Genomic DNA, 25,080 nt, shown 5'->3' with positions numbered 1-25,080 from the left:
CTTTCTTTACGATCCAATATGCTCTTCCTTATTTACAATAATACCTTTATGGTCGATTTCAAGCTCACATACTTTCATATCTGTAAATACTCTCGCTAATTGCTCAGCGATTTCTTGACGCTTCTCATATGGCGTTAATATAAAAATAGATGGCCCCGCACCACTAAGTGCTGTGCCGTACGCACCAAATTCTTTTGCGCATTTACGAATAGATGGTAATAATGGTACGAGTTCTAAACGATATGGTTCGTGAAAATGGTCTCTCTCCATCATTTCACCTACAACTTCCCACCGCTTTTGACATAATGCAGCTACTAATACGTTACTTATCGCACTAGCTTTAACTGCCTCATGAAACGGAAACATCTTTGGTAATACAGATCGACTTTCATCTGTATTTAATTCTGCATTCGGAATGAGAGAAATTACACCCAATTCCTTGCTCTCAATTCTTACGACGGAAACATCCTTTCCATCAAGTGCTCCAATTACAGTTCCACCTAATATAGAAGCAGCAACATTATCAGGATGTCCTTCAAAATTTGTAGCAATTTGAACTTTTTGATCAGCAGTTAAGTTCAAATTGCCTAGTTGATTCGCAAGCTCTATCCCAGCTACAATCGCTGATGCACTACTTCCTAGCCCTCTCGTTAATGGGATATTACTAGTAACTTCTATTATATGGGGTGATATAGAAGGACATACTTTACATGCCGTGCTAACGATTAAATTTTTATCGTCTGTCGGAATTGATTCTTCAAAGGAATGGATTACTTGCCATTTATCAGCTTTTTCTTTAACCACCACACCTAAATACAATGACAAAGCTATTCCAACTGAATCAAATCCAGGACCAACATTCGCCGTACTAGCAGGGACACGAACGCTAAATGGTATCACGACATAATCACCCCTTTAATATGATCTTTAATTTGTTCTATATCATTTGACACACTTGCGATGTCTAGTTGATTTGAAGAAATAGCGATATCAGGATCCTTCAAACCATTTCCAGTTAATACCGCAACAACTGTTTCTCCCTTTTTGATTTTCCCAGATTGAACATGTTTAATTACGCCGGCTAATGAAGCATTTGATCCTGGTTCAGCGAAAACTCCTTCAGTTTTTGCTAATAACCTATACGCATGTAAAATTTCTTCATCTGATACCATATCTATTTCACCACGAGACTGCTCGGCAGCCTCTACTGCATACGACCAACTTGCTGGGTTACCGATGCGAATCGCTGTTGCAATTGTTTCAGGCTCTTCAATTACATGCCCTTTTACAATTGCAGCTGCTCCTTCCGCTTCAAAGCCATGAATTCTTGGCTTTTTATAACCTTTTTCTTTCTCATATTCACAGAAGCCTTTCCAATACGCTGTAATATTCCCTGCATTCCCAACAGGGATAGCTAGAACATCTGGTGCATTTTGCAATTGGTCACAAATTTCAAACGCTGCTGTTTTTTGCCCTTCAATTCGATAAGGATTTACTGAGTTTACTAACGTAATCGGCTCTTCTGCAGCAATATTTCTTACAGCCTTAAGCGCATCATCGAAATTCCCTTCTATTGAAATAATTTCAGCTCCATAAGCGACCGCTTGCGCTAATTTTCCATGTGCAATCTTTCCTTCTGGTATTACGATAATGCATTTCATCCCAAGACGTGCCGCATATGCTGCAGCTGACGCTGATGTATTACCTGTTGATGCACAAATGATTGCTTCTGAACCTTCTTCTTTCGCCTTAGCAACTGCCATAACCATACCACGATCTTTAAAAGAACCTGTCGGATTCGCTCCTTCGTACTTACCATATAGCTGAATCCCTAATTGTTTTGATATATTTAATAATGGAATAAGTGGTGTGTTTCCTTCCATTAAGCTGACATCAGGTGTATTTTCATTCACCGGTAAATAAGACGCATACTGTTTTAATAGTCCTTTATACATATTGTTTTTCCTCCTCAATAATGTAGTAACTGTTTATTTCACTTGCGACAGCTTCTATCGCTTCTAAAACTCGTTCAAATTGATACTTGGAAGTTCGATGTGTCACAACAACGACTTCTGCCAGTTCACGGTTTAAAGGTAATTGAATAACCTCTTTTAAACTTACAGAACAATTAACGAAACATTCTGTTATTTTTTGTAACATCCCAGGCTCATCTCGTAATGAAATACGTAAGAAATATTTCGAAACTACTTCTTCATCACCTTGTAATTCATAAGGAACTGGTTCTTTTAACGCACTTTTATTTTTCGGAACTTGATTCATATTTTTAACGATTGAAATAATATCACTTACTACAGCAGAACCAGTCGGTAACTTCCCAGCTCCGGGTCCATAAAACATTACTTCTCCTACCGCTTGGCCATGGACATACACCGCATTAAATTCATTATTCACATTTGATAATGGATGCTGGCTCGGTAAAAGCGTCGGTTCTACACTTAAATGAATGGCTGGTCCTTGTTTTTCAGCCTTACCAATTAACTTCATAGTAAATCCTAACTTTTCAGCCATTTGTAAATCTTCTTTTTCGACCTTTCGAATCCCTCTTACTTGCACATCATCTAATGAAACATTCATTGAAAAACCTAAGTTTGCAAGAATTGCTACCTTTCTCGCCGCATCTAGTCCATCTACATCTGCTGTCGGATCCGATTCTGCAAAGCCTAATTTTTGTGCTTCCTGTAAAGCCTCTTCATAAGACCATCCATTTTGACTCATTTTTGTTAACATATAATTTGTTGTACCATTTACAATTCCCATTATTTTTTCAATTTGATCTGAAGCTAATCCATCCGTTAATCCTCTTAACACTGGAATACCGCCCGCTACACTCGCTTCGTAACATAAATCACAATCATTATCGTTCGCCAGTTGAAGAAGCTCTGCACCATATACAGCCATTAAATCTTTATTTGCTGTTACGACATGTTTTTTATTTCGTAAAGCCTTAACAATATGCTGTTTTGCTTCTTCAATTCCTCCCATTACCTCTACTACAATATCAATATTTGAATCATTTAGAACTTCATCTGCATGACTTGTTACTGCAATTCCGTCAATACAAACATCGCGTTCTTTTTCCAAATCACGTACAACGACTGTTTTCACTTTCACTTCGTATCCTGTATCAAGAGCGATTTTTTTATAATGTTCTTTCAAAATATGGACAACACCACTTCCGACCGTACCTAAACCTAATACCCCAACATTTATAACGTTATTCATCTTCTAATCTCCTCCTACAATTTTATTATTTATCTCTATCAATCACCTTACTCTGCTTTTTAATCATGCAGGTGGTGGTTATTTCCGTACGTACAAATCGTTCCATGTTACTGCACCTCCTTTCAAAGTAAAAAAACACACCCATCCCTAGGAAAGGGACGAATGTGTTTTCGTGGTTCCACCCTTGTTCCAATCTAGACGTATTTCTCCCTAGATTGCTCAAGTTCAGATAACGGCTGATACCGCCAATAATTACTAGATTACTCGTTCACTATTGAAGTTCAAAGGTGGTAAAATCATTTCTCGTGTTAGGAAGCTCACACCCTTGGCTTCCCTCTCTGTAAACCGTAAAAATGATTTCGTGTCCTTATCATTACTTTTTCGTTCATGTCTATTTGTTAACTTATTATAGTTATCAAATTTTTAAAAAGCAAGCCTATTTTTACTAACTATTTTCAAAATAATTTTTTATTATATTTCACAATAGCATTATGCAACTGCCACTCAATTTACCTATTTTGTCATTTCTCCAGTTTATAAATCAACGGTTCATATATAAAGTGAAACTTTAATCAGCGGGGATTTTGTTCATCCCCACTGATTATTAGCCTTCACCAATCGGGCTTTTACGGGCAGTTGATCCCCACCTAACTTCTTTGCTTTCGCTGAATTTTGAGGTAGGGGTGTTACTGCCCGTTAATGCGGGATAAATTCCCATTCTAAAACCCGTACATACTCACCTTACAAAATTATATCAATAAAATTTTTAATACAATCTTTTTGTATAACTTTCTTCTAAAGAACGTGCAACATCTTCTTCTGAAGCATTCACTTTCGCATGCTCTAACAACATTTTTGCTGCTGAAGGTAACTCTTTTTTATGTAACCAAGATTCTGGATCCCACATCTTAGAACGAATAAACGCTTTTGCACAATGAATGTAACACTCTTCTATTTCAACAACAATTCCAAGCAACGGATTACGTCCATTCGCCTGCATTTCTTTCAAAATTTCTTCGTCGTTTGTAATATACGCTCGGCCATTTATTCTGAGTGTCTCCCCAAGACCTGGAATAAAAAAGATTAGTCCTACACGTGGATTTGAAATAATATTCAAAATGGAGTCTATACGACGATTTCCTGGCCTTTCTGGAATGATAATTTTATTATTATTGAGTACGTATACAAATCCAGGTGCGTCTCCTCTCGGCGAGGCGTCACACTCCCCCAACTTATTTGCAGTAGATAATACTAGAAAAGGAGATTTAGAAAGGAAATCTACACAATGGTGGTCTAATGATGAAATAACTTTTTTCAATGCTCGCTCACTTGGTTTCCCCAATATTTTCCGTAACTCTTCCTCTGTTGAAATAATCGATTTTATTTCCATACGCTCTATCTCCACTTATAATCGCCCCTTTTTCTTTATTTTCCCAAAATTCAATACGAATATTGTATAATAAAATTTGCAGAAAGGGGAATTAAAATGACAGAGTGGTTAACAATATTTGATTATGAAAGAAATACACTTGGGAAGAAATTACGCGATGAAGTGCATCGTGACGGTGATTGGCACGAAACATTTCATTGTTGGTTTGTAGAAAAAGATGCTAAAGATATATTCTTATATTTCCAATTACGCTCTAAAAATAAAAAAGAAGCTCCACTTATATGGGATATTACTTCAGCTGGACATATTATGCATGATGAAGATGTACAAATTGGTGGTCTTCGTGAAATCGAAGAAGAATTGGGGCTTTCCTTTCAAACTACTGATTTAGTATACAAAGGAATCTTTAAAATAGATTATGAAATTTCAAATCTTACTGATCGTGAATTTTGTCATATGTATTTTCACAATGTCATCAATCCACTTCCATTCGCACCAGGTGAAGAAGTAGACGATGTGATGAAAGTACATGCAACTTCTTTTCTACAACTATTAAATGGTGAAATTTCATCTTTTACAGCTACTTCTGTTTTGAGCAATAAACCGATAACGATAACTTTTGATGATATTTATCCATATGATCTTGCATACTATGAATTTGTTGTTGAACAAGGAAAAGACTTACTAGAAAATAATAGTTTATAAATAAAATAGGACTCCTAGCATTATATTGCGTGGAGTCCTATTTTTCATTATTGCTCAAGTGCCTTCAATCTTTTCTCTACTCGTATGAATAAGCGAATGATTAGTACTAGCATAAAGATCATTATAGCTAACGTTGTATGGGAGTATCTAAACAGTATACTAATAACACTTCCAATTAACATCATGATGAATCCATTTTGCTTCATCACTTCTGCACTATACCTGTTACCCGCACCCCATAATTCCTTATTTTTCATAGATCGTTTCGTACGATAACCATATGCCGCATTAATATCGGTCGGTGGATTCTTTTGAAGAATAATTGCCGCAAATATAAAAATAATACTAATCAATATGCTTATTCCTATGTTTACTAGTGCATAAATCAATTATATCCCCCCTAACTTACACTTTCATTATACGACATAAACCTTATTTTCCCAATTCATAACACATTCACTTTCTTTCTTTTGATGTCTGGAACATACTTGGAAGTGTTACAAAACGTGCCCCTTTCGTTTTTAACTGCGGAATGATTTTGTCTAGTGCATCTACAGATCCTTGTAAATGCCCACCTGGTGTTGAATGTTGGAGGATGACACTTCCAGGAAATGAATTCCCTAACACATTATTTGTAATCGTATCAGCACTCACACCTTTCCAATCAACCGTATCAACACTCCACTGTACAATCATAAAATTTTGCTCTGTGGACCATTTTAATTGATTTTCAAGTATTTCACCGTATGGCGGACGTATAAACTTCGGTGCATAACCAGCTAAACGATTTAATATTTCTTCCGTTTTTATAATTTGATTACGGTACTCATCCTCATTTACTTTCGCTAAGTTCGGATGACTATACGTATGATTACCAATTACATGCCCTTCATTTGCAATACGCTTTACTACGTTCGGAAATTTTTCTGCGTTTTCACCAAGTAAGAAAAAAGTAGCTTTTACATTATGTTGTTTTAACTTATCTAATATTTTTGGCGTGAATTCTGAATCTGGTCCATCATCAAATGTAAGAGCTACTTCCGCTTTATTATACGGTCCTGAAAATGCGTACGCATATTTTTCAACCCATGAAAATGGTGTCCACGATCCACGATCATCTGCTTTCATTTTTACTTCATAGCTTTGAGGGATATATGCGTATGGCAATGCGCTTATATATTCTCCATAATAAAGTGAGTTATATGGCATATAAGCATACGAAACATCTCGTTCTAGTCCCCATTGATATGGAGTAAACATTTGTGGCGAATAAAAATAATACATGATAAAAAACCTCCCTAAATTTTCATATGTGATTCATCTGCACTTTGTTAGAGAAATTGTTATTCATAAACAAAAATAAGACTGTCCTTAATTAGGACAGTCTTACTGCTTTATATTATTAATAAATTGATGTACTATCTTTTGGCAAAGTTTTCACATGTTTTAAATAGTTCGTCACTTTATCATCATCTTCTTGCGGATATTGATATTCATACGTGTTAGCGATTTCGTTCGCCACTTCCCTAAATAAATCACTCATGACAAAGAATGACTCCCATATGTTTTCATATTCAGCATTAGAAAATGTCCTTTTAAATTGCTCCCACATATCTTCTTCAATATATTGCTCGAAATGCTTTCCAAACTTCCCTGTATTAACTGTAAAGTCTGTTTTCATACCAATATGCCATTCTAGCATTACGATGAACATATCTCGCACTGGTCCTTCAAGCATTCCTTTTGCATAAGAAAGTTCCTCTCTCCATAACCCTTTTGCCACATTTGTACTACACCACCAAAATTCATTACAGCAATCCAAAAACTCTTTTTCTGTAGGCTTTTTTATTAAGTAATCCTTATCGCTTGCTGGCGGGAATCCTTCCATACAATTATCTTTATCAAGAAGCAGTTTACTTAAACTATCTTGTCCAACGAACTTTTTTATTAACTCAACTGGAACTAGCGTTAAATCAATCCGATTCCCATCCATGAACTGCATTAAATATGGAAACTTCCCATCTTCATCTGGTTGAACTAACGACATTTCTTCTGGCATTTGTACTATCATTATTTCTCCAAATCTATGAACCCAATTATGATTAGACGTAAAAGATTGTATATCATTTACAACATACATAATATCATAGTCTTGAAAACAATCTTTTTTCACATTTGGATTTACACGCGATCCATTCATGATAACTGCTCGAATTCTTTCATCCTCTTTTGCTATATTTATAATTACGTCTAACATTTCTTTTTCAGTTCTCATCTACTTATATCCTCCAATTTTTTAATATATAATATAGTGTTATGTATATTGGAGGTCCACGAGCTAATCTCGTTATACACGATACATGTTATAATTTTTGAAACTTCTTTTTCATCCCTTTTTCCTCCTTACATCACTCTTTTACAATTGCCATCCCTTTCAATTTCCCAATGCTTTCTACCATTCACTTTTAATTATACCGAAAATTCTGTCTCGAATACAAAAAATAAAGAAGGGACATCTACCCCTTACAGAATAGATATCCCTTCTTTTAAAGTTAAATTTAATTCCTATGGATTAGTAGACCAAAGCCCAGCAGATTTAATAAATGTACGTTTATTTAATTTCAGCTGCGCTACGATAAATTCTGCAATATCTTCTGCTTGCATTACTTTATCAGGGTTTCCATCAGTTAATCCTAAATCTACAGCCATATCAGTTGCTACTGTACTTGGAGTTAAAGCTGTTACACGAATGTTATGTTTGCGAACTTCCATCGCTAACGATTCTGTTAAGCCAAGGACACCAAATTTAGAAGCACTATATGCACTTGTTACAGGTGCACCTTTTTGTCCTGCTGTAGATGAAATGTTAATGATATCACCAGATTGTTGTTCAATCATGCTCGGTAAAGCTGCACGAGTTGCATAGTATACACCCATTAAGTTTACTTGAATGATTTTTTCCCAATCAGCAACGTCTAGTTCTAAAAACTTACCGAATTTAGAAATACCAGCGTTATTAATTAAAATATCGATAGATCCTAAACCATTTTTTAACGTTTCAATCGCAGTTGTTACTTCTTCGCATGAAGAAACATCAGCAGTTGCAATAACAGCTTTTACACCTTCTGCTTCTACTTCTTTTGCTACAGCTTTTAAGTTTTCTTCTGAACGAGCTAATAAGCCTACATTTACGCCTTCTTTCGCTAATGCGATTGCTACAGCGCGACCAATCCCTCTACCTGCTCCTGTAATTAAAGCATTTTTACCTTGTAATAATTCTGCCAAGTATAACACTCCTTAATCATCTCAGTTATGTATTATATTAAAATTGTATCTATGTTTATGTAAAAAGGCAATGATGCACTTTCATGTGCGTAGGTTACTTGTAGGTAACTATAGAAAGTTTTTATTTATAAGTTTCATTTTTTTACCATTATTCATGTAAAATAAAAACAAATCCAGCATAGGGGAGTGTATGAGTATGAAAAGCGAAGGAAAAGCTTTTCAATATAATTGCAGTAACGGTAAATGCATTTTTAAAGAGAAATAGTGTTAGAGGGTTCTCCTTCTAACACTATTTCTCTTCATGATTCGGCATACGCACAATAAATTCAGTACCTTTTCCTTCCTCACTCTCCACTTTTATCTCTCCTTGATGAAGGTCGAGTACTTTCTTTACAATAGCTAAACCTAAGCCACTTCCTCCATAGGCACGATTTCGTGAAGAATCCGCTTTATAAAAACGCTCAAAAATATGTTGTTTCTGTTCTTCTGATATACCAATTCCTGAATCACGGATACGCACTTCCACTACTGTCTCATGTTCCTTTAACTGAATAGTAATCGTACCACCGCTTGGAGTAAATTTAATACTATTATGAATTAAATTAATCCACACTTGACTCATACTTTCTTGGTCAGCAATAACATATACTTTTTCTAAATCTAGTTCTAACTCAATTTCTTTTTCAGCCCAGAGTGGTTCACTATTTAACACAATTTGCTTTAATTGTTGATCTAATCGATAGCTCACTCTTTCTGGTGTATACTCTTCTGATTCTAAAAGAGTTAGCTTTAGTAAATTTTGACTTAGTTTAGATAATCTCGTTGTTTCAGTTTCAATAATGGTAAGATAATGCTTTCTTTTTTCCTCAGAAAGATTATCGTCTTGTAGTGCTCTAGCAAATCCTTTTATAGAAGTTAACGGTGACTGTATTTCATGAGAAACATTCGATACAAACTCTTGTCTCATTTTCTCCATCGTATTCAGTTCATCTGTCATATCATTTATACTTTTTACGAGCACGCCAATTTCACCATCATACTTTTCTTCATTTCTTATTTTTACGGAGAAGTCTCCTTTTGCAATTTTTTGTATCGGTTCAATAATAGTCCAAATCATCGCCTCTCGTTTTGGTCTCATTAATATTCCAATCAATGTCCAAATAAGAATAATAAAGACAAAACCGACCATATCACTAATTAGAAAAGCAACAAACGGCGATACGTTTACGTCAAAAGCATTCAATATACTAGTTGCTACATAAAATGAGATAGACCAAATTATGGTAAGAAAAGAAAAGAGCGCTAATACCGCTCCAAATACTTTCAGCATCTTCAACTTACTCATTCGTTTTCTTTTTCTCATTTACTTACCTCTAAGCGATACCCTAATCCTCTTATTGTTTTAATACTAAATTTCGACTGCTCTTCTTGAAACTTCTCACGTAACCGATTAATATGAACGTCTAGTGTACGTTCATTCCCTTCAAAATCATATCCCCATATTTCTTCAATTAATTGCTCTCTCGAACAAGTTCTTCCCGATTTAGACCCTAAAGTAAAGAGCAGCTCAAATTCTTTTAACGGTAATGTAACCGTTTGTTCTCCAGATGTAACTTCGAATGTTTTACGATTTAATAATACATTTCCAACTTGAATCGATTGGGAAACTGTAATTTGGTAACGTTTCAATAATGCCTTTACTCTCACTACTAATTCTATAGGGTCAAATGGTTTTACAAGATAATCATCTGTCCCAAGGTGAAATCCTTTTACTTTTTGTGATGTTTCCCCTTTGGCAGTTAGCATCAGAACCGGGATATCATAGTATTTTCTTAATTCAAAACATACATCAAATCCATCCATATTTGGCATCATGATATCAAGAATAACCATATCGACTTTTACGTCATCCATTTTCTGAAGTGCATCTACTCCATCAATTGCCTCATATGTTTGAAAACCTTCTCGTTCTAAAAATACCGAAACGAGTTCTCTAATGTGTGGATCGTCATCTACTATTAAAATTTTAGGTATCAAAGGAACCATTTCCTTTCTACTTAGCATCTAATATATTTTTTAAAAATGAATCATCAGTGGAGTAAACTTCCCGCTGATGATTCATTTTATAATGCACCCTCTTTAATTTTCAATTGTTGCGTTGCAAACTCACGATACATATCATGCGTCTGTAATAATTCATCATGCGTACCACTACCTGTAAGATTCCCTTTTTCAATAAAGACAATTTTATCTGCATCTACAACAGTAGAAAGTCTATGCGCAATCACTAACGTTGTTCTGCCTTTCATTAAGTTATTTAACGCTTTTTGAACGACAGACTCAGATTTACTATCTAAGCTTGAAGTCGCCTCATCTAGCATAAGAATTTGCGGATTTCGAAGTAACGCTCGGGCAATGGCAATTCGCTGTCTTTGTCCCCCAGAAAGCTTCACACCGCGTTCTCCAACTTCTGTTGCATAACCGTTTGGTAAGTCATGAATAAATGCATCAACATATGCCATTGCTGCTACTTTTTCAATTTCTTCATCCGTTACTTCACCCTCGACGCCATAACAAATATTATCACGAATTGTTCCATCAATTAACGGACTATCTTGTGATACGTAACCGATTTGACGTCGCCATGACTGTAATGAATAACTCGTAATTGATTCTTCCCCTAATTTAATGGCGCCACTAGTTGGCTCATAAAAACGTTCCAATAATGAGAATAAAGTTGTTTTCCCACTACCACTTGGTCCTACAATCGCTGTCACTTTTCCAGATTCAATTGTGAAATCAATATTTTTCAAAACTTGCTCTTCTTCGTTATACTCAAAATGTACATTTTCAAGAACGATCGGTTGCTTAGCATTTGTCACTTTCACACCAGTTTCATGATCTTCTACTTCATATTCTAAAATCGTACTAATTCTTTCCGTTGCACCAATTGCCTTTTGGAATTGTGTAAAGAACATAGATAATTGACTCATTGGCATTACAATTTGAACTAAATACAAAATAAACGCTACAAGTTCACCGGTTGTTAATGCACCGCTAGAAACTCGCATCCCGCCATATCCTACGATAATAACAAGTAGTGCCATTAAAACAAACGACATAACTGGCGAAATTAATGCTTGCACTTTTCCTTCTTTCAAACCAAATTGTAATAACTTTTGTATACCTGTATTACCCGTTTCATATTCTCTCTTTTCTGTATTTGAAGATTTCACTAAACGAATTTCTGATAACACTTGCGTTAACACACTTGTAAAAGATGCAGTTTCATCTTGAAGCGCTTTTGAAATCTTATACATTTTTCGTCCAAGTGGAACTAAAATTAACACAGACAACGGAATAACCGTTAAAAGTAACGCAGTCATTTTCCAATCTAAAACAAATAATACAATTAACGATCCAACAATTGAAATACCACCTGTTAATAAGTTTGACAAATGCTCAGAAATTAACGTTTTCACAACACCTGTATCATTCGTCATACGGCTAATCGTATCACCTGTTCTATTTTGATCGTAATAAGATACCGGCAGGATAAGTACCTTTTTCCACAAACGTTCTCTTAGTCCCGCTACAATCTTCTGCCCAATATAATTTAGTAAATATATAGACAACCCTGCCGCAATAGTTTGCATTACAAAGAAAGCAACTAACCCAACAATTTGTCCTGCACTAATTGAAGAAAGCGAAAAATTATCTACTAATCCTTTTGTCAGCATAGGAATAAATAAACTCGCTCCCGTAGAAAGCAAACTCATTAACAACGCAAATACTAAAATTCCTTTCGGAGGATTTGTATCTTGAATAAGGCGTAAAAACTGCCTCCAACTCCCTTTTTTCTTCATTTCATTTCTAACTTCCATTCCTGTTCATCTCCTCATATTAAACAAAACTGTTCTTTCTAAAATTAGAATACAATACAAATGTAAACTGAATGTAAATACACTTTTTCTATTTTTACAAAATATACATAAAAACTCATCTTTACAACAGATATAAACATCTGATATTATTACCTGGTACTTAATATTATTCTATGTAAATTATAGATAAATAATTTAAAACACGATACAAATCTCCAGTTAGTGAAAGGAGTATCCTTTTTGCAAACAAATATACATTCTGAAAAGGAAACAATTATTTTTATTCATGGATTAGTTGGCAATCGTCGCGCCTTCAAAAAGGAGCAAAAACGATTTTCCACCTCCTACAACATTATAACTTATGACTTATTAGGTCACGGTGATGATAAAGGTGAAGCAATCGACTTTTCATTACAGCGCCTCGTAGATCAATTATTAAACTTATATGAACAAGAAGGTATTAAAAAAGCTCATATTTGTGCGCTAAGTTACGGCTGTTACATCTCTACAATTTTTGCGCAAATGCATCCAGAAAAAGTATTAAGTATTTGTCATATTGGAGGACATTACAATAACCCTTCTCGTTTATATAATGTATTTCAAAATTTTTGGGAGAAGCGAGGAGATGAATACTCTAAATGGCTCTCTCAATACGCAAATACTATTTTTCCAAGTGGTATACTAAAAGCAAATCCGTTCGCAGTCATTTCAAGAAATATTTACTACCGTTTCGGATTACAATTACATTCATCCATAATTGCCCAGTCATTACGACATCGATTAGAATTCGATTTAAAATCTAAATTAAAATCACTTCCTCACCCTATACTATGGGTAATGGGAGAGCATGATCATCTCTATAAATCTTGTCTATTTGATTTGAAATCTATTTTGCCTAACGTTCTATATAAGGAAATACCGTTAGCGGGACATGCAGCGAACTTATTTCGTCCTAACTATTTCCATGACTTATATGATCGATTTTTAAATGGAAAGTTAAAATAAAAACTATTGAACTTCCAATTTATTCAACTATAAAAAGGCTTCCCAAGTTTCCTTGGAAAGCCTTTTCTCTATACGAAAAGTATATAAAACTACTTTTTCTTAGCATGCTTTTGTGTAACCAGCTAGATGTTTGCTCCAGTATGAATTATTTACTGAACTAATTTTCACACCTGTTGAAGTTGTTTCCGCACTAATAAACTTACCATTTCCTAAATAAACTCCCATATGAGTTAAACCACCAGCTTCTGTAGTATTGCTAAAGTATACTAAATCTCCTGGTTGTGGATTGTTAGTTTTTGTTAACTGAGCCCAATATCCCTTAACATTTGTGCGCTCTATGTTGTGACCTGTTTTATTTAATACATAGTAAATAAAACCACTGCAGTCAAAACCATTAGGTGTCGTACCAGCAGTTCTGTAAGGTTTACCCTCTAAAGATCTAGCGAATCCAGCGATTGAAGATGTATCTCCACCTGTTGTTGGTTTTTGTACGTCTTTACCTGGTTGTTGAACGTTATTTGTAACGTTATTGTTATTTGTAACGTTGTTTACTCCGCCTTTTACAAACTTAACGAAGTCTGCACTTACATAACCTGTGCGGCCGTTATGGTTAATTTTGTACCAACCATTTTCAGCACCAGTAACGTTTAATACTTTACCATTTGTTACTCCACCGATTACAGCGTTGTATGTAGCTGGGCCTGTACGTACTTTTAAAGCACCAGTGTTAACAACATAAGAACCACCAGTTTGAACTGTTGTAGTATTGTTGTTTGTAGTTGGTTGTTGTGTTTCGTTAGATACAGCAGAACCACCTTTTGTTACGAAGTCTTTGCTTACGTATCCAGTTCCACCATTGAAGTTGATTTTAAACCAATCTTGTACTTCACCTACAACTTGTACTGTTTTACCTTTGTTTACAGAACCTAATACTGTATGAGATGTACTTGGGCCTGTACGTACGTTAAGTGAAGAAACGTTTACTGTGTAAGTACCTGTTCCTTGTTGAACAGTCGTTCCTGTTTTGCCACCAGTCGTTACGAAGTCACCACTTACATAACCTGTTTGACCATTTACGTTTACTTTGAACCAACCGTTTTCTTGTCCAACTACTTGTAGCACTTGACCTGATTTCACTTTAGAAATAACGTTATGTCCTGTACCAGCACCTGAACGAACATTTAATACATCAGCAGTTACTGTGTATTTTAATTCAGAAGTTGTTTCTACAGTTTTTGTTTCAGTTACAGTCGTTTGAGTTTGAGTTTGTCCATTAATTTCTTTTAGCGCTTCATTTGAAACTTGTGCATGAACAGAATCCATTCCTGGAACTGCAACGCCAGCTACAGAAGCTGCTGCTAAACCTGCAATTACTTTTTTCATAAGTTGTCTTTACTTCCTTTCCCTACTATCCTCTTAAAAAAACTTAAAACTTTAATACTTTACAATATTATCAAAGTAAAATATTCATCCAGTTCCATTTTTTAGCAAGAGTTTTATTTTTCACACAGAGTTCATTTTAAATGAACAAAGTGAAATCCGTGTGAACTTCATGTGAACTTTATCATTAATTATAGTGTTTTTGCAATGATTTTTTCAAATTTCTCATATATCGCATGAAAATTCGACATTTCATTTAATATCTCAATATAAAACATCCCTTTTCTATCTTCTATAAAAAATTCTATTAACCTAATACAAACCACATTATGTATTTCCTTATAAAGCTCCTTACATGAAGTATACTTTCATCATGACAAAAATCACTCTATTTATCAATAGTATAATATTTTTAGAAAACTAAATTTCTATACTATCTACAATTTTGAAATAATTTGACGAATTGTAAGATTTATTTCAAAAAAGCCATTTCTCCTTTAAAGAAAACACACACTATATCAACTGTTCTCTTTTTCCGATACTGGAATTTATAGGATATTTATAGTATTATATATATCCTAATAAAATAGAATTTTAGCGAACTGACTAAAGTTTCACTCCCTTATAAAATGGAACTTTAATCAGTAAGGGTTTTATACATCCTCCGCTAATTATTAACCCTCACCACTCGGGCTGCCCATTAATGCGGAGTTTTATTGGAATAAAAAGAGGAGGCATATTTGTGAGAAATATAATAGATGATCCAATACAAAAAAATATAGAGTTATACTATGCTTTTATTCAATTCGTTTCAATGATAACATTACAAAAAGTATCAGCTATTGAAACAGGTAAAAATGAATTAAAAAATCAGATGAAAAATGCTGGACAAAAAAACCCTTATTACGTATAAAAAAAGGTGAACAGGTTATATTCCTGTTCACCTTTTATCAAATTATTTTATTTATAAATTTTCACACGGGCTTCTAACGGTTGGAATTCTTTTTCACCAGCATGTACTACCGGTTTACCAAATGGCATTTGCGCAGTGAGCTTCCAATTTGCTGGAACATCCCACTCTTTTCTCACTTCTTCATCAATTAGCGGATTGTAATGCTGCAACGTAGCACCAAACCCTTCAATTTCTAAAGCTGTCCAAATTGCAAATTGTAACATTCCTGATGATTGCTGAGACCAAGTTGGGAAATTATCTTTATATAATGCAAAGTTTGCTTGAAGGCTTTCCACTACTTCACTGTCTTCAAAATATAAAACCGTTCCATAACCACTTTTAAATGCATTCATTTTTTCTTCAGTAGGTGCAAAGTTATTTTCAGGTACAATTTTTCGTAACGTTTCTTTCGTAATATCCCATAATTTATCATGTTGTTCTCCTAATAAAACAACAACGCGAGCACTTTGAGAATTAAAAGCTGAAGGTGTATGTTTTACAGCATGATAAATCACTTCTTGAATTTTCTCATCAGAAACTACTTGCTCTTTACTAATTGCATAAATAGATCTTCTGTCTTCAATTGCTGAGTAAAAATCTTTTGCCATCATAATTCCCTCCAATTTTCAATTGAGGCTATTTCATATGTATATATCATATTACGCCCCTCAAACTTATTATTAATAAGCTTATAACTTTATAATATCACAGCAACAAACAAACTCAAATAATAACACTTATATTTAGAAGCTTTTTCCTTTTTAAAATAAAAATAAAAAGACTGTTTGTTGTTATCTAAAATTAGTAACAACAAACAGTCTTACTTATGTAGCGATCTAGATTCGTATTTTACTTACTTACTTACTTAATTAACTAATCCAAATGCATACGACATTAACTTATTTGTCTCTGTAAAACGTTTTGTTTTACTTGATGTCCCCATGACCACTGTAATAATTCGATTATCACCTTGCTTTGCAGTCCCAGTAAAACAGTATCCTGCGCTATCTGTAAATCCAGTCTTTAGTCCGTCCATTCCTTCTATATATAAACTTTTATTATTTTTGTTTAACATGTCGTTTGTGCTTATAACATTAATATTATTAAATGCTAGCTGACTTTGACGTAAGTGAGTCACTTCTAATATTTCCGGATAATCTTTTATAAGATGATACGCCAATTGTGCTACATCACCAGCCGTCATTTTTGTTTCACTTCCATCCGGCTCTTGTAATCCAGAAGCATTTGCAAATTTAGCATGTTCCGACATTTTTAACTGTTTCGCTTTTGCATCCATAAGCTGAACGAAATCTTTCTCCGATTTTGCCATATGTTCTGCTAAAGCCACAGCCGAATTATTAGCTGACTCAATCATTAATGCATGATATAAATCTTTAACAGTTAATGTGTCATTAACTTGTACTGGGATTCTCGCTCCTTCTGTTTGTGCCGCCTTCGCACTCATTTTTACTGGATCTTCCCAGCGAACTTTCCCGTTATGTATACTCTCTAGTAAGAGATACGCTGTCATCATCTTAGACATACTAGCCGGTGCAAAAGCTTCATTTTCATTATATTGATAAATAATATCTCCATCACTCGCATCGATAATCATAGCTGCTTTTGCGTTAATTTCTGGTGGGATGTACTTTGGCGGGACTACTTTTTCAGTAAATCCTGCTTTAGGTAGTTCTGCCACTTGCAAAGGTTGTCCCTCTACATTCGCTATGCTCTTTTGATTTCCTTGGAATAAGAACCAACATATCCCTAAAATAATAACTAATAGGACTGTCATCCTTCCCCATTTTAACCGATTCATTTCAAAACTCCTTTAGCAAACCTTTTATACACTCACATTTAACCTTAACAACAATTCCTTTATACAGTCAAGGTAAAAGGTATATTTATTCATAGTACAGCAATGATTTTTTTAATTTATTTATGTTAAACTTACAATATTGAAACGTAAGAATATTCAATAATAAAATCTCGTAAATAAAGCGAAACTTTAATCAGCCCCCCAATCGGGCTACCCGTCAAATAGCGAGATAAACTATTTAATAGAAGGGATTCATACAAATGCTACTTCCAAAATCATTAAAATACGGAGACACAATTGGGATCTACTCCCCTTCTTCACCAGTAACCTACACTTCTCCAAAAAGATTTGAACGAGCAAAATCTTACTTACAACAGAAAGGGTTTCATATATTAGAAGGTTCATTAACAGGTCGATATGATTTTTATCGTTCTGGTAGTATACAAGAGCGTGCTGAGGAGCTAAATGTCTTAATAAGAAATCCTAATATTTCTTGTATTATGTCAACAATTGGTGGGATGAATTCAAATTCAATATTACCTTATATTGATTATGATGCTTTTCTAAAGAACCCTAAAATAATGATTGGGTATTCAGATGCAACTGCTTTATTACTAGGAATTTACGCCAAAACAGGAATCCCTACATTTTATGGACCAGCTCTCGTCCCTTCCTTTGGCGAATTTGAACCTTTTGTTGATTGCACATACAAATATTTTGCTGAAACTTTACTACATGATCATTCTCTTCCTTATCATATAAAACAACCATTATTTTGGTCAGATGAATTTATTAATTGGGAAGAAAAGACGAAGGAGAAAGAACTTCGACCAAACGATTGGATTTCAGTAATTGATGGAAAAGCTACTGGGCGTATTATTGGCGGGAATTTAAACACGATACAAGGAATTTTGGGTAGCCCCTATATGCCACATATTCAAGAAGGCGACATTCTCTTCATTGAGGACAGTTCAAAAGATGCAGCTACTATTGAAAGAAGCTTTTCATTACTTAAAATTAACGGTGTATTCGATAAAATTTCAGGTATCATTCTTGGAAAACATGAGCAATTTGATAATTGTGGTACAAATCGAAAGCCTTTTGAAATACTATTAGAAGTACTTCAAAATCAAAGAATTCCTTTTCTAGCTGACTTCGATTGTTGTCATACACATCCCATGATTACCATGCCTATCGGTATTCAAGTAAAGTTGGATGCAACAAATAAAACGATACATATTGTAGAACCTTGGAAAAAATGAATGCATAGCTTCTATTGTTTTACAATAAAAGCCATGATACTATATAATTTGGAATGTGAAAGATTAAACAAAATACGTTCCAATATCTATTATTAGGAAAAGATAGATATAAATATATATTTATATGTAAAAGAGAGTGAATAAATGAAACCAACTATTAAAAATTACGTATTTTTACATGTAGCTTTTTTGATATATTCTATCATTGTGGTTTACATGAAATGGGCAGCTAAGTTTCCCATTGCTTCCATCTCATTTTTTATTGCTTATTTCGGACTAGTTGTACTTTTATTCGGATATGCAATTTTATGGCAACAAGTAATTAAGCATTTCGAAATATCAAAAGCATATTCACATCGCGGAATTATTATACTGTGGTCAATGCTTTGGTCAGTAGTTCTATTTGGAGATACGATACAGTGGAATCATTTACTTGGTGCGGCTATTATTATCGTCGGAATTGTGGTGGTGACAAAAGATGAATAGTTATATGTTGTTATTGATCTTTGGAATCGTATTGGCCAATTACTCACAAATTTTATTAAAAAAGGCTACTTTACAGCAATATGATTCTAAATTAAAAGAATATGTAAATCCATATGTAATCATCGGTTACTCTTTATTTGTACTTAACGCAGGATTCAATATTATCGCCTTAAAGGGACTGACAATAAATCAAGTCTCTGCATTAGAATCATTAAGTTATATCATCATATTAATTTTCGGTTGGTATTTTTTAGGTGAAAAAGTAACAAAAAGAAAAGTAATTGGGAATACTATCATTTTAATGGGTGTTGTGGTGTATTTTATTAAGTAATCACTTATACAAAAAGCTCCGTTTATCACAAACGGAGCTTTTTACTATTGACCTAAATTTTGCACTTTATCTTTCAAATCTCGAACTTGATCTACCGTCTGCATAAGCTCAGAGTTTTTAAATTGCTCTACATCCACTTTGCCTTCTTCTATCTTTGTCTTCGCCGTATCAATTAACGTATTTAACTTTTCGTTATATCCGACGATTTGTTGATGAAGATCCTTTGCTACATCAGGTGGCGTTAATTCATTGAATGCGGGTATATCTTGTTTAATTTCACTAAGCTTCGTTTCTAATTCTTTTCGAGCCTCGCTATCATTAACGGCCTTTTCTGCTAATGCTGGTGCATCATTTGCAAATGCACTTATTTCATTTACATAGTCTGTCGCCTTTTGAGCATAATCTATGGAGTTCTTTCCTTCTTCCACTATTGAACATCCCATTAAACCAATTGAAACTATGAATACTAATACAATTGATTTTATTTTCATTTTAGACCCCCTTCGTCCTTATAATTGTCTGTAATTTTCTCTATACATAACTTCTAGCTAAATTGTTTATAACCTTTTTCAAATAGCTATTTACCCTCTTACATGCCCTATTATCGTTACAACATCTATTTCTATATGCACGCTTATAATATCTTCAATTATATCCATATACCCTTGTCCTATAGCTGTTCCATAGTGTAATGTAAGCCCCTTCTTTTCATACACTGACTTTGGCACTGAAAAAATAAATCTCCTCAAGTTTCTTTCATCAGCTGGTTCCATAATTAAAACAATCCCATCCTCATCAAACATATACGCTCGCCCTCCAACTTTACATTCACTATGGCTCAGTATTGCCTTGGTCAGCAAAATTTAAAACATAATAAGTTAAGATACACTCTGCTCTATCATAAAGTGAAACTTTAATTAGCCCTCACCAGTCGACTCTTTATCGGCAAATAGCGGGATAAAAATAAAAAGCATTCATTCTTTTTTGTTAAGAATAAATGCTTTTTAAAAAATCAATTTCTAACTCTAGCATCTTTTTTTGACGAGGTTTTACTTTCCTTACGGGAACTCCAGCGTAAATATACCAATCATCTAAACTCTCTTTTACCATACTCATCGCGCCGACTGCCGTACCTTCTCCTACAATTACATTTGGAAAAATAATAGAATTAGCACCAATAATCACATGTTTTTTTAAAATAACTTTTTCTGCTTTCACATTCCTATATTGATTCGGGACGGTTGGCCCCATTAATGTATTTCCACTGAAATCATCAAGTACTGCATATACGATTGTTTTAGCTGAGATGTTTGCAAAATCATGCATTTCAATCCCAACTTCCCCTCCATATAACGCTGTATACGCTGATATGTGCGAATAACTTCCAATTGTGATTTTACCACTTAAAATGCAAAAATCATCAATTCTTACATGATTGCCAACTGATATAGCACTCGGATTATATATACTTGCTTTTTTACTAACCAATACATTTTTCCCAACAGATAAAAATCCAATTTTCTTTAGTTCTTCTTGACTATAAAAACTATTCATCTACCGACACCACCTTCTGCTCTAAACAGATTACAATTTGCTCTACTAGTTCTTTCGTCATTCCTTCCCATAAAGGTAAACTTACGATTCGTTTTGCTATTTTATTCGTTTTTGTTAAATCTGTCGACTTATAGTTTTTAAAAAGAACTTGTTGGTGGCAAGATGGTGAAAAGTATAATCTAGCTTCTATTTTCTGTTTTTTCAGTTCTTCAATTACTTGTATGTTGCGAACTTCTTCTGGACAAATGATAGGCATAAATTGGTGAATAACTGCTTCTGTCTTTTGGACTTTCCACCCTTTTTTCATTAACCCAGTATTTTGTAACAACTGTTTATACCATTCAGAAATACGGGTACGTTCTTTTAATTTTTGATCCCACTTTTTTATAGTCGCAATCCCAATAGCTGCTGCGTATTCAGACATTTTACAATTAAACCCCATCATCGTACATTCACGATTTTTATCAAATCCGAAATTCCCCATTCTTTTAATACGTTGTATATCTTCTTCGTTTTTACTATATATGAGCCCTCCTTCACCAATTCCGAATGGCTTTGTTGCATGAAAGCTATATACGATCATTCCACTAAAATCTTGACCGTAATGCATCCCTCCATTCATTAATCCAAATCCCGGCGCCGCATCTACGACAACCGGAATCCCCTTCTTCTCTAATTCTTCATATTCTTCTAAGTTCATCCATGATCCAAAAGTGGCGTACGGGACAACAATCGCAACCTCTTCTTTTAATTCTTCTATCTTATCCAAAAGTACGGTTTTATCCATATACCAATCATCTATTGAAATATCAATAAAGTAAGGTTCCAATCCACACCAAATAGCGGCTAAGGCAGTCGCAGGGAATGTAAAGCTAGGCATGAGAGCATACTTTCCCTTTCTTCTTTTCTTTAGTTGAATAGCCGCCATTAACCCTAACGTTGCGTTTGCTACTGTTGTAACAGCTCCCCTGTTTTGAAAAAATGACGACATAATTGTTTCCTCAAAACGTTGATTTATAGGTCCATAATTCGTATATATGTGAGATGTATCAATTTCCTTCAATTCGTCCAAATACTCACTTACAGGTACAGTTGAAGCACGTAAAAAAGGAATATTCTCCATATCTATCTATTCCTTCCTATCATTTTCGGACAATATAGAGCATATCTGTTTCAGATAATCCAAATTTCCTAGCACTTTTCATTCCTTGTTTTTCCGCTATGTTATATAATTCTACCTTAAATCCTGCATTCATTAATCGTTGAATAAATCCCGATTGATTGTAAATTCTCACATGATCTTCTTGACCAAAAGCTAATTTCCTCAATTGTGGTGTTACAATTAATTCATTCTCTATAATAAAATCTACATTCATTACGATTGGTACTTGAATAATTCCCCATCCATTTGGCTTTAACACTCTATATAACTCTCGCATTGCTTTGTCATCATCAGGAACGTGTTCTAATACATGGCTACATAATATTACATCAAAAGTATTACTATCATATGTAATTCTTGTAACATCAATTTCCTTCATTAATGGATCCTTTGGTTCTAAGTCACCACATACATACGTAATATTTTTATACTCGTTAAACCAATCTCTTAACTTTGCTTCAGGTGCAATATGAAGCATTGTATAGTTTCTATTTAACAAGTCCGTTTCCGTTTCAATGTACGCACGGTACAATCTTTCACGATCCATCGAATTACAAACTGGACATATCCCTGTATCTTTATTCCACATTTCAAATTTATATTTCGGAAAATCATAATGTGCTGGCCAAGGTGAAAATTTTTCAAATTGTTGATTGCAATATTGACAATAACAACATTCTTTCTCGAACATATGAGCAACTAACTTGTTTAAGCCTTTTTTTATCTTTTCATTATAAATTTGATCTAGTTCGCCATTTCTTACTGCATCCTTAACTATAAATCCCGCATTTTCTAAACAATAAGATAAACTCTCTTTATACTCACTTTCGGAGCTTAAAAACCCACTATTATATGCATCTATAATTAATTCAATCCACTCTTCAATTGTCATTAAAATAAAATGCATTTGTTTTTGATTTTGTCCACTATGCTGTCTAAAATAACTAAGAGGTTCATGTATATAAACTACTTTTCCTTTCCTCATCATATCTAGCCAAGTTGCAATGTCATTAATAGCAGAATAAGCCTTTCCTTTAAAATATCCAAACTTCCCGTCAAACAAATTCCGATTAAACAAAACAGTTGTCGGCTCACCAACTACATTTTTCAAGTTTTTTAACATATAATTCCCTAATTCTTTTCCTTCAAAAAGTGTAGTTTCTTTCACGATTTTCATATTTAATGTTGAAGGTGGTAATATCTCTCCATTCTCATCAATCAGTTCACGATATGACGTCACAAATGAAATATTTTCTAACGCCAAAAAGTATTTCATCATTCTCTCGATCTTTTCATGATGAAATAAATCATCATCTAATAAAAAGTTTATATAGTCCCCATTCGCAAGTTCTACACACTTATTAAAGTTTTCGGCAACTAACGGCGTTTCATTTTTTACATATGTAATACACTCATATTCACGTAAGTACGGTTGAATCATAGCATTGACTTCATTATTTGTACTGTCGTCAGAAATAATAATTTCAATATTTTCATATGTTTGATTCAAAGCGCTGTTGAGTGCTAATTCCAAGTAATAAGGTCTATTGTATGCAGGAATAAGTATACTTACTTTCGGTAAAGAAGAATTATTATTTATATGTTGTTTTTTCTTTTCTATGTTTATTTTCTTCGCTCTAATTTTTTGGTAATAGTCTAATGTATATAATATTGATGATGGAACTATCCTTCTTGCATAATCTAGAAAATTAGTTATCGCTTTGTCTAACTCTTTTTCAGTGGATAAGAAACCATATTGTTCTCCTGCTATAATACTGTGTGAAAAATCTTCTAACCCATCCATCATTTTATTAGATTCATTTAACTGTTGATCTGGATGTAATCGAAAGTAACTAAGTGTCTCTGCTATATATACAGCTTTTCCTTTACTTAATAAAGATAACCATGAAGCTATATCTACGTTACATAAATACCGCCTCTTATCAAAAATCCCAAACGGTTCTTGTAAATCATTTTTACGAAATAAAACTGTTGTCGGTTCTCCAATATAATTTTTTTGATCCACAATTACCTTATTTCCTAATTCTGTTCCCGCTATAATGGTATCCTCTTCAAATAAACGGACAGTCGAATAAATATGTCGTAGCTCTTTCCCTTTATCATCAATGACTTGACGATGAGATGTTACAAGCTTAATTTCATTATCTAAATCATCGAAAAAATACTTCATCATTTTTTCAATTTTATTCACATGAAATACATCATCATCCATTAAAAAATTTATATATTCACCGTTCGCTTCATTAAATAACATTAGCGCATTTTCAAATTGTCCGAGAGTTGATCTATTTTTTATATAAATAATATTTGAATGATCACATAAGTATTTTTGTAACACTTTTTCTGTTTCATCATTCGTGCTGTCATCTCCAACTATAATTTCTATATTAGGGTACGTTTGTTCTAACACACTACATAGCGCCTTTTCAAAGTAACGAGGACGATTATACGTAGGAATTAATACACTTACCAACGGAAGTTGCTCTACCACCTCTTCAGTTCTTTCAATACGAGTTCTCATTTTAACTCTCTCACCTCTTCGCATATTATTTATATACGCGACACAAAAATCACATTACTTTAACTGTATGGAGCCTATAT

At 34.0% G+C, this 25,080-nt stretch carries 25 protein-coding genes, 1 pseudogene and 1 other annotated feature; of the genes and pseudogenes, 7 read left to right on the top strand and 19 right to left on the bottom strand.

Annotated elements, in window-relative coordinates:
• Nucleotides 1-6 precede the first annotated feature (6 nt).
• The 4 genes from thrB to N2V80_RS09515 all read right to left on the bottom strand — a co-directional run bounded on the left by thrB (nucleotide 7) and on the right by N2V80_RS09515 (nucleotide 4,648).
• The gene (gene thrB, locus N2V80_RS09530; protein WP_000612105.1) at nucleotides 7-900 is read right to left on the bottom strand and encodes a homoserine kinase; all 894 of its coding nucleotides are present in this window, start codon (nucleotides 898-900) and stop codon (nucleotides 7-9) included.
• Nucleotides 897-1,955 (bottom strand): threonine synthase, encoded by a 1,059-nt coding sequence (gene thrC / locus N2V80_RS09525; RefSeq protein WP_000276439.1) that lies wholly within the window; start codon nucleotides 1,953-1,955, stop codon nucleotides 897-899. The genes thrB and thrC overlap by 4 nt, the downstream gene beginning before the upstream one ends.
• Nucleotides 1,948-3,243 (bottom strand): homoserine dehydrogenase, encoded by a 1,296-nt coding sequence (locus N2V80_RS09520; RefSeq protein WP_061654788.1) that lies wholly within the window; start codon nucleotides 3,241-3,243, stop codon nucleotides 1,948-1,950. Before N2V80_RS09520 ends, thrC begins: the two co-directional genes overlap by 8 nt.
• 151 nt (nucleotides 3,244-3,394) lie before the next feature.
• Nucleotides 3,395-3,626 (bottom strand) — a binding site (T-box leader).
• Between the two features lie 383 nt (nucleotides 3,627-4,009).
• Complete coding sequence (locus N2V80_RS09515) at nucleotides 4,010-4,648, bottom strand: pyridoxamine 5'-phosphate oxidase family protein (protein WP_000402131.1); 639 nt, start codon at nucleotides 4,646-4,648, stop codon at nucleotides 4,010-4,012.
• Nucleotides 4,649-4,729: 81 nt separating this feature from the next.
• Here N2V80_RS09515 and N2V80_RS09510 point away from each other — a divergent pair, with 81 nt between their 5' ends.
• Nucleotides 4,730-5,338: an NUDIX hydrolase gene (locus tag N2V80_RS09510; RefSeq protein WP_061654527.1), complete on the top strand. Its 609-nt coding sequence runs from the start codon at nucleotides 4,730-4,732 to the stop codon at nucleotides 5,336-5,338.
• Nucleotides 5,339-5,385: 47 nt separating this feature from the next.
• On the opposite strand, the gene N2V80_RS09505 is transcribed toward N2V80_RS09510, so the two are convergent.
• From N2V80_RS09505 to N2V80_RS09490, 4 genes are all read right to left on the bottom strand, one after another.
• Nucleotides 5,386-5,724 carry an SdpI family protein gene (locus tag N2V80_RS09505; RefSeq protein WP_025966230.1) on the bottom strand — a complete coding sequence of 113 codons (339 nt, stop codon included), beginning with the start codon at nucleotides 5,722-5,724 and terminating at the stop codon, nucleotides 5,386-5,388.
• 70 nt (nucleotides 5,725-5,794) lie between these two features.
• Nucleotides 5,795-6,622, bottom strand: coding sequence for a peptidoglycan-N-acetylglucosamine deacetylase (locus N2V80_RS09500; RefSeq protein ID WP_061654528.1), 828 nt, complete (start codon nucleotides 6,620-6,622; stop codon nucleotides 5,795-5,797).
• 118 nt (nucleotides 6,623-6,740) lie between these two features.
• The gene (locus tag N2V80_RS09495) at nucleotides 6,741-7,613 is read right to left on the bottom strand and encodes an aminoglycoside 6-adenylyltransferase (protein ID WP_061654529.1); all 873 of its coding nucleotides are present in this window, start codon (nucleotides 7,611-7,613) and stop codon (nucleotides 6,741-6,743) included.
• A gap of 290 nt (nucleotides 7,614-7,903) precedes the next feature.
• Nucleotides 7,904-8,623: a 3-ketoacyl-ACP reductase gene (locus N2V80_RS09490; protein WP_000818979.1), complete on the bottom strand. Its 720-nt coding sequence runs from the start codon at nucleotides 8,621-8,623 to the stop codon at nucleotides 7,904-7,906.
• Nucleotides 8,624-8,819: 196 nt separating this feature from the next.
• Between N2V80_RS09490 and N2V80_RS30510 the strand changes: the two are divergent.
• Nucleotides 8,820-8,888 (top strand): annotated as a pseudogene (locus tag N2V80_RS30510) (DUF3139 domain-containing protein); the annotation flags it as partial.
• A gap of 24 nt (nucleotides 8,889-8,912) precedes the next feature.
• Here N2V80_RS30510 and hitS read toward each other — a convergent pair.
• The 3 genes from hitS to N2V80_RS09475 form a co-directional block, all read right to left on the bottom strand.
• Nucleotides 8,913-9,986, bottom strand: a complete 1,074-nt coding sequence (gene hitS / locus N2V80_RS09485; protein ID WP_061654530.1) for an envelope stress sensor histidine kinase HitS — start codon at nucleotides 9,984-9,986, stop codon at nucleotides 8,913-8,915.
• Nucleotides 9,983-10,660: an envelope stress response regulator transcription factor HitR gene (gene hitR, locus N2V80_RS09480; RefSeq protein ID WP_000612414.1), complete on the bottom strand. Its 678-nt coding sequence runs from the start codon at nucleotides 10,658-10,660 to the stop codon at nucleotides 9,983-9,985. Before hitR ends, hitS begins: the two co-directional genes overlap by 4 nt.
• A gap of 86 nt (nucleotides 10,661-10,746) precedes the next feature.
• Nucleotides 10,747-12,507 (bottom strand): ABC transporter ATP-binding protein, encoded by a 1,761-nt coding sequence (locus N2V80_RS09475; RefSeq protein ID WP_061654531.1) that lies wholly within the window; start codon nucleotides 12,505-12,507, stop codon nucleotides 10,747-10,749.
• A gap of 240 nt (nucleotides 12,508-12,747) precedes the next feature.
• Here N2V80_RS09475 and N2V80_RS09470 point away from each other — a divergent pair, with 240 nt between their 5' ends.
• Nucleotides 12,748-13,512 (top strand): alpha/beta fold hydrolase, encoded by a 765-nt coding sequence (locus N2V80_RS09470; RefSeq protein WP_061654532.1) that lies wholly within the window; start codon nucleotides 12,748-12,750, stop codon nucleotides 13,510-13,512.
• Nucleotides 13,513-13,611: 99 nt separating this feature from the next.
• On the opposite strand, the gene entFM is transcribed toward N2V80_RS09470, so the two are convergent.
• Nucleotides 13,612-14,895, bottom strand: coding sequence for an enterotoxin EntFM (entFM, locus tag N2V80_RS09465; protein WP_061654533.1), 1,284 nt, complete (start codon nucleotides 14,893-14,895; stop codon nucleotides 13,612-13,614).
• Between the two features lie 739 nt (nucleotides 14,896-15,634).
• Here entFM and N2V80_RS09460 point away from each other — a divergent pair.
• Nucleotides 15,635-15,805, top strand: a complete 171-nt coding sequence (locus tag N2V80_RS09460; protein WP_061654534.1) for a hypothetical protein — start codon at nucleotides 15,635-15,637, stop codon at nucleotides 15,803-15,805.
• Nucleotides 15,806-15,852: 47 nt separating this feature from the next.
• On the opposite strand, the gene N2V80_RS09455 is transcribed toward N2V80_RS09460, so the two are convergent.
• Together N2V80_RS09455 and N2V80_RS09450 are read right to left on the bottom strand one after the other, a co-directional pair.
• Nucleotides 15,853-16,455, bottom strand: a complete 603-nt coding sequence (locus tag N2V80_RS09455; protein WP_170950841.1) for a nitroreductase family protein — start codon at nucleotides 16,453-16,455, stop codon at nucleotides 15,853-15,855.
• Nucleotides 16,456-16,709: 254 nt separating this feature from the next.
• Nucleotides 16,710-17,663, bottom strand: coding sequence for a D-alanyl-D-alanine carboxypeptidase family protein (locus tag N2V80_RS09450; RefSeq protein WP_001080871.1), 954 nt, complete (start codon nucleotides 17,661-17,663; stop codon nucleotides 16,710-16,712).
• A 260-nt stretch (nucleotides 17,664-17,923) separates the two neighbouring features.
• Here N2V80_RS09450 and N2V80_RS09445 point away from each other — a divergent pair, with 260 nt between their 5' ends.
• From N2V80_RS09445 to N2V80_RS09435, 3 genes are all read left to right on the top strand, one after another.
• Nucleotides 17,924-18,925: a S66 family peptidase gene (locus N2V80_RS09445; protein WP_061654536.1), complete on the top strand. Its 1,002-nt coding sequence runs from the start codon at nucleotides 17,924-17,926 to the stop codon at nucleotides 18,923-18,925.
• 144 nt (nucleotides 18,926-19,069) lie between these two features.
• A complete protein-coding gene (locus N2V80_RS09440) occupies nucleotides 19,070-19,411 on the top strand; it encodes an EamA family transporter (protein ID WP_000805132.1) in 342 nt (113 codons plus the stop codon).
• Nucleotides 19,404-19,742, top strand: a complete 339-nt coding sequence (locus tag N2V80_RS09435; RefSeq protein WP_001089876.1) for an EamA family transporter — start codon at nucleotides 19,404-19,406, stop codon at nucleotides 19,740-19,742. The genes N2V80_RS09440 and N2V80_RS09435 overlap by 8 nt, the downstream gene beginning before the upstream one ends.
• 44 nt (nucleotides 19,743-19,786) lie before the next feature.
• On the opposite strand, the gene N2V80_RS09430 is transcribed toward N2V80_RS09435, so the two are convergent.
• The 5 genes from N2V80_RS09430 to N2V80_RS09410 all read right to left on the bottom strand — a co-directional run bounded on the left by N2V80_RS09430 (nucleotide 19,787) and on the right by N2V80_RS09410 (nucleotide 25,000).
• Nucleotides 19,787-20,233, bottom strand: a complete 447-nt coding sequence (locus N2V80_RS09430) for a DUF6376 family protein (RefSeq protein WP_000695229.1) — start codon at nucleotides 20,231-20,233, stop codon at nucleotides 19,787-19,789.
• Nucleotides 20,234-20,323: 90 nt separating this feature from the next.
• Entirely contained in the window at nucleotides 20,324-20,545 is a 222-nt protein-coding gene (locus N2V80_RS09425; protein WP_000459099.1) for a hypothetical protein, read from the bottom strand.
• A gap of 184 nt (nucleotides 20,546-20,729) precedes the next feature.
• Nucleotides 20,730-21,296, bottom strand: a complete 567-nt coding sequence (locus N2V80_RS09420) for an acyltransferase (protein ID WP_001084184.1) — start codon at nucleotides 21,294-21,296, stop codon at nucleotides 20,730-20,732.
• Entirely contained in the window at nucleotides 21,289-22,419 is a 1,131-nt protein-coding gene (locus tag N2V80_RS09415; RefSeq protein ID WP_000427968.1) for a DegT/DnrJ/EryC1/StrS aminotransferase family protein, read from the bottom strand. Before N2V80_RS09415 ends, N2V80_RS09420 begins: the two co-directional genes overlap by 8 nt.
• Nucleotides 22,420-22,438: 19 nt before the next feature.
• Nucleotides 22,439-25,000 (bottom strand): glycosyltransferase, encoded by a 2,562-nt coding sequence (locus tag N2V80_RS09410; RefSeq protein WP_061654537.1) that lies wholly within the window; start codon nucleotides 24,998-25,000, stop codon nucleotides 22,439-22,441.
• Between the last annotated feature and the right edge of the window lie 80 nt (nucleotides 25,001-25,080).

The organism is Bacillus sp. FSL W8-0640 (assembly GCF_038007725.1).
GTDB lineage: Bacteria > Bacillota > Bacilli > Bacillales > Bacillaceae_G > Bacillus_A > Bacillus_A cereus.
Note: the sequence above shows the minus strand (reverse complement) of the source record. Positions and strands in the feature narration are given on the sequence as shown.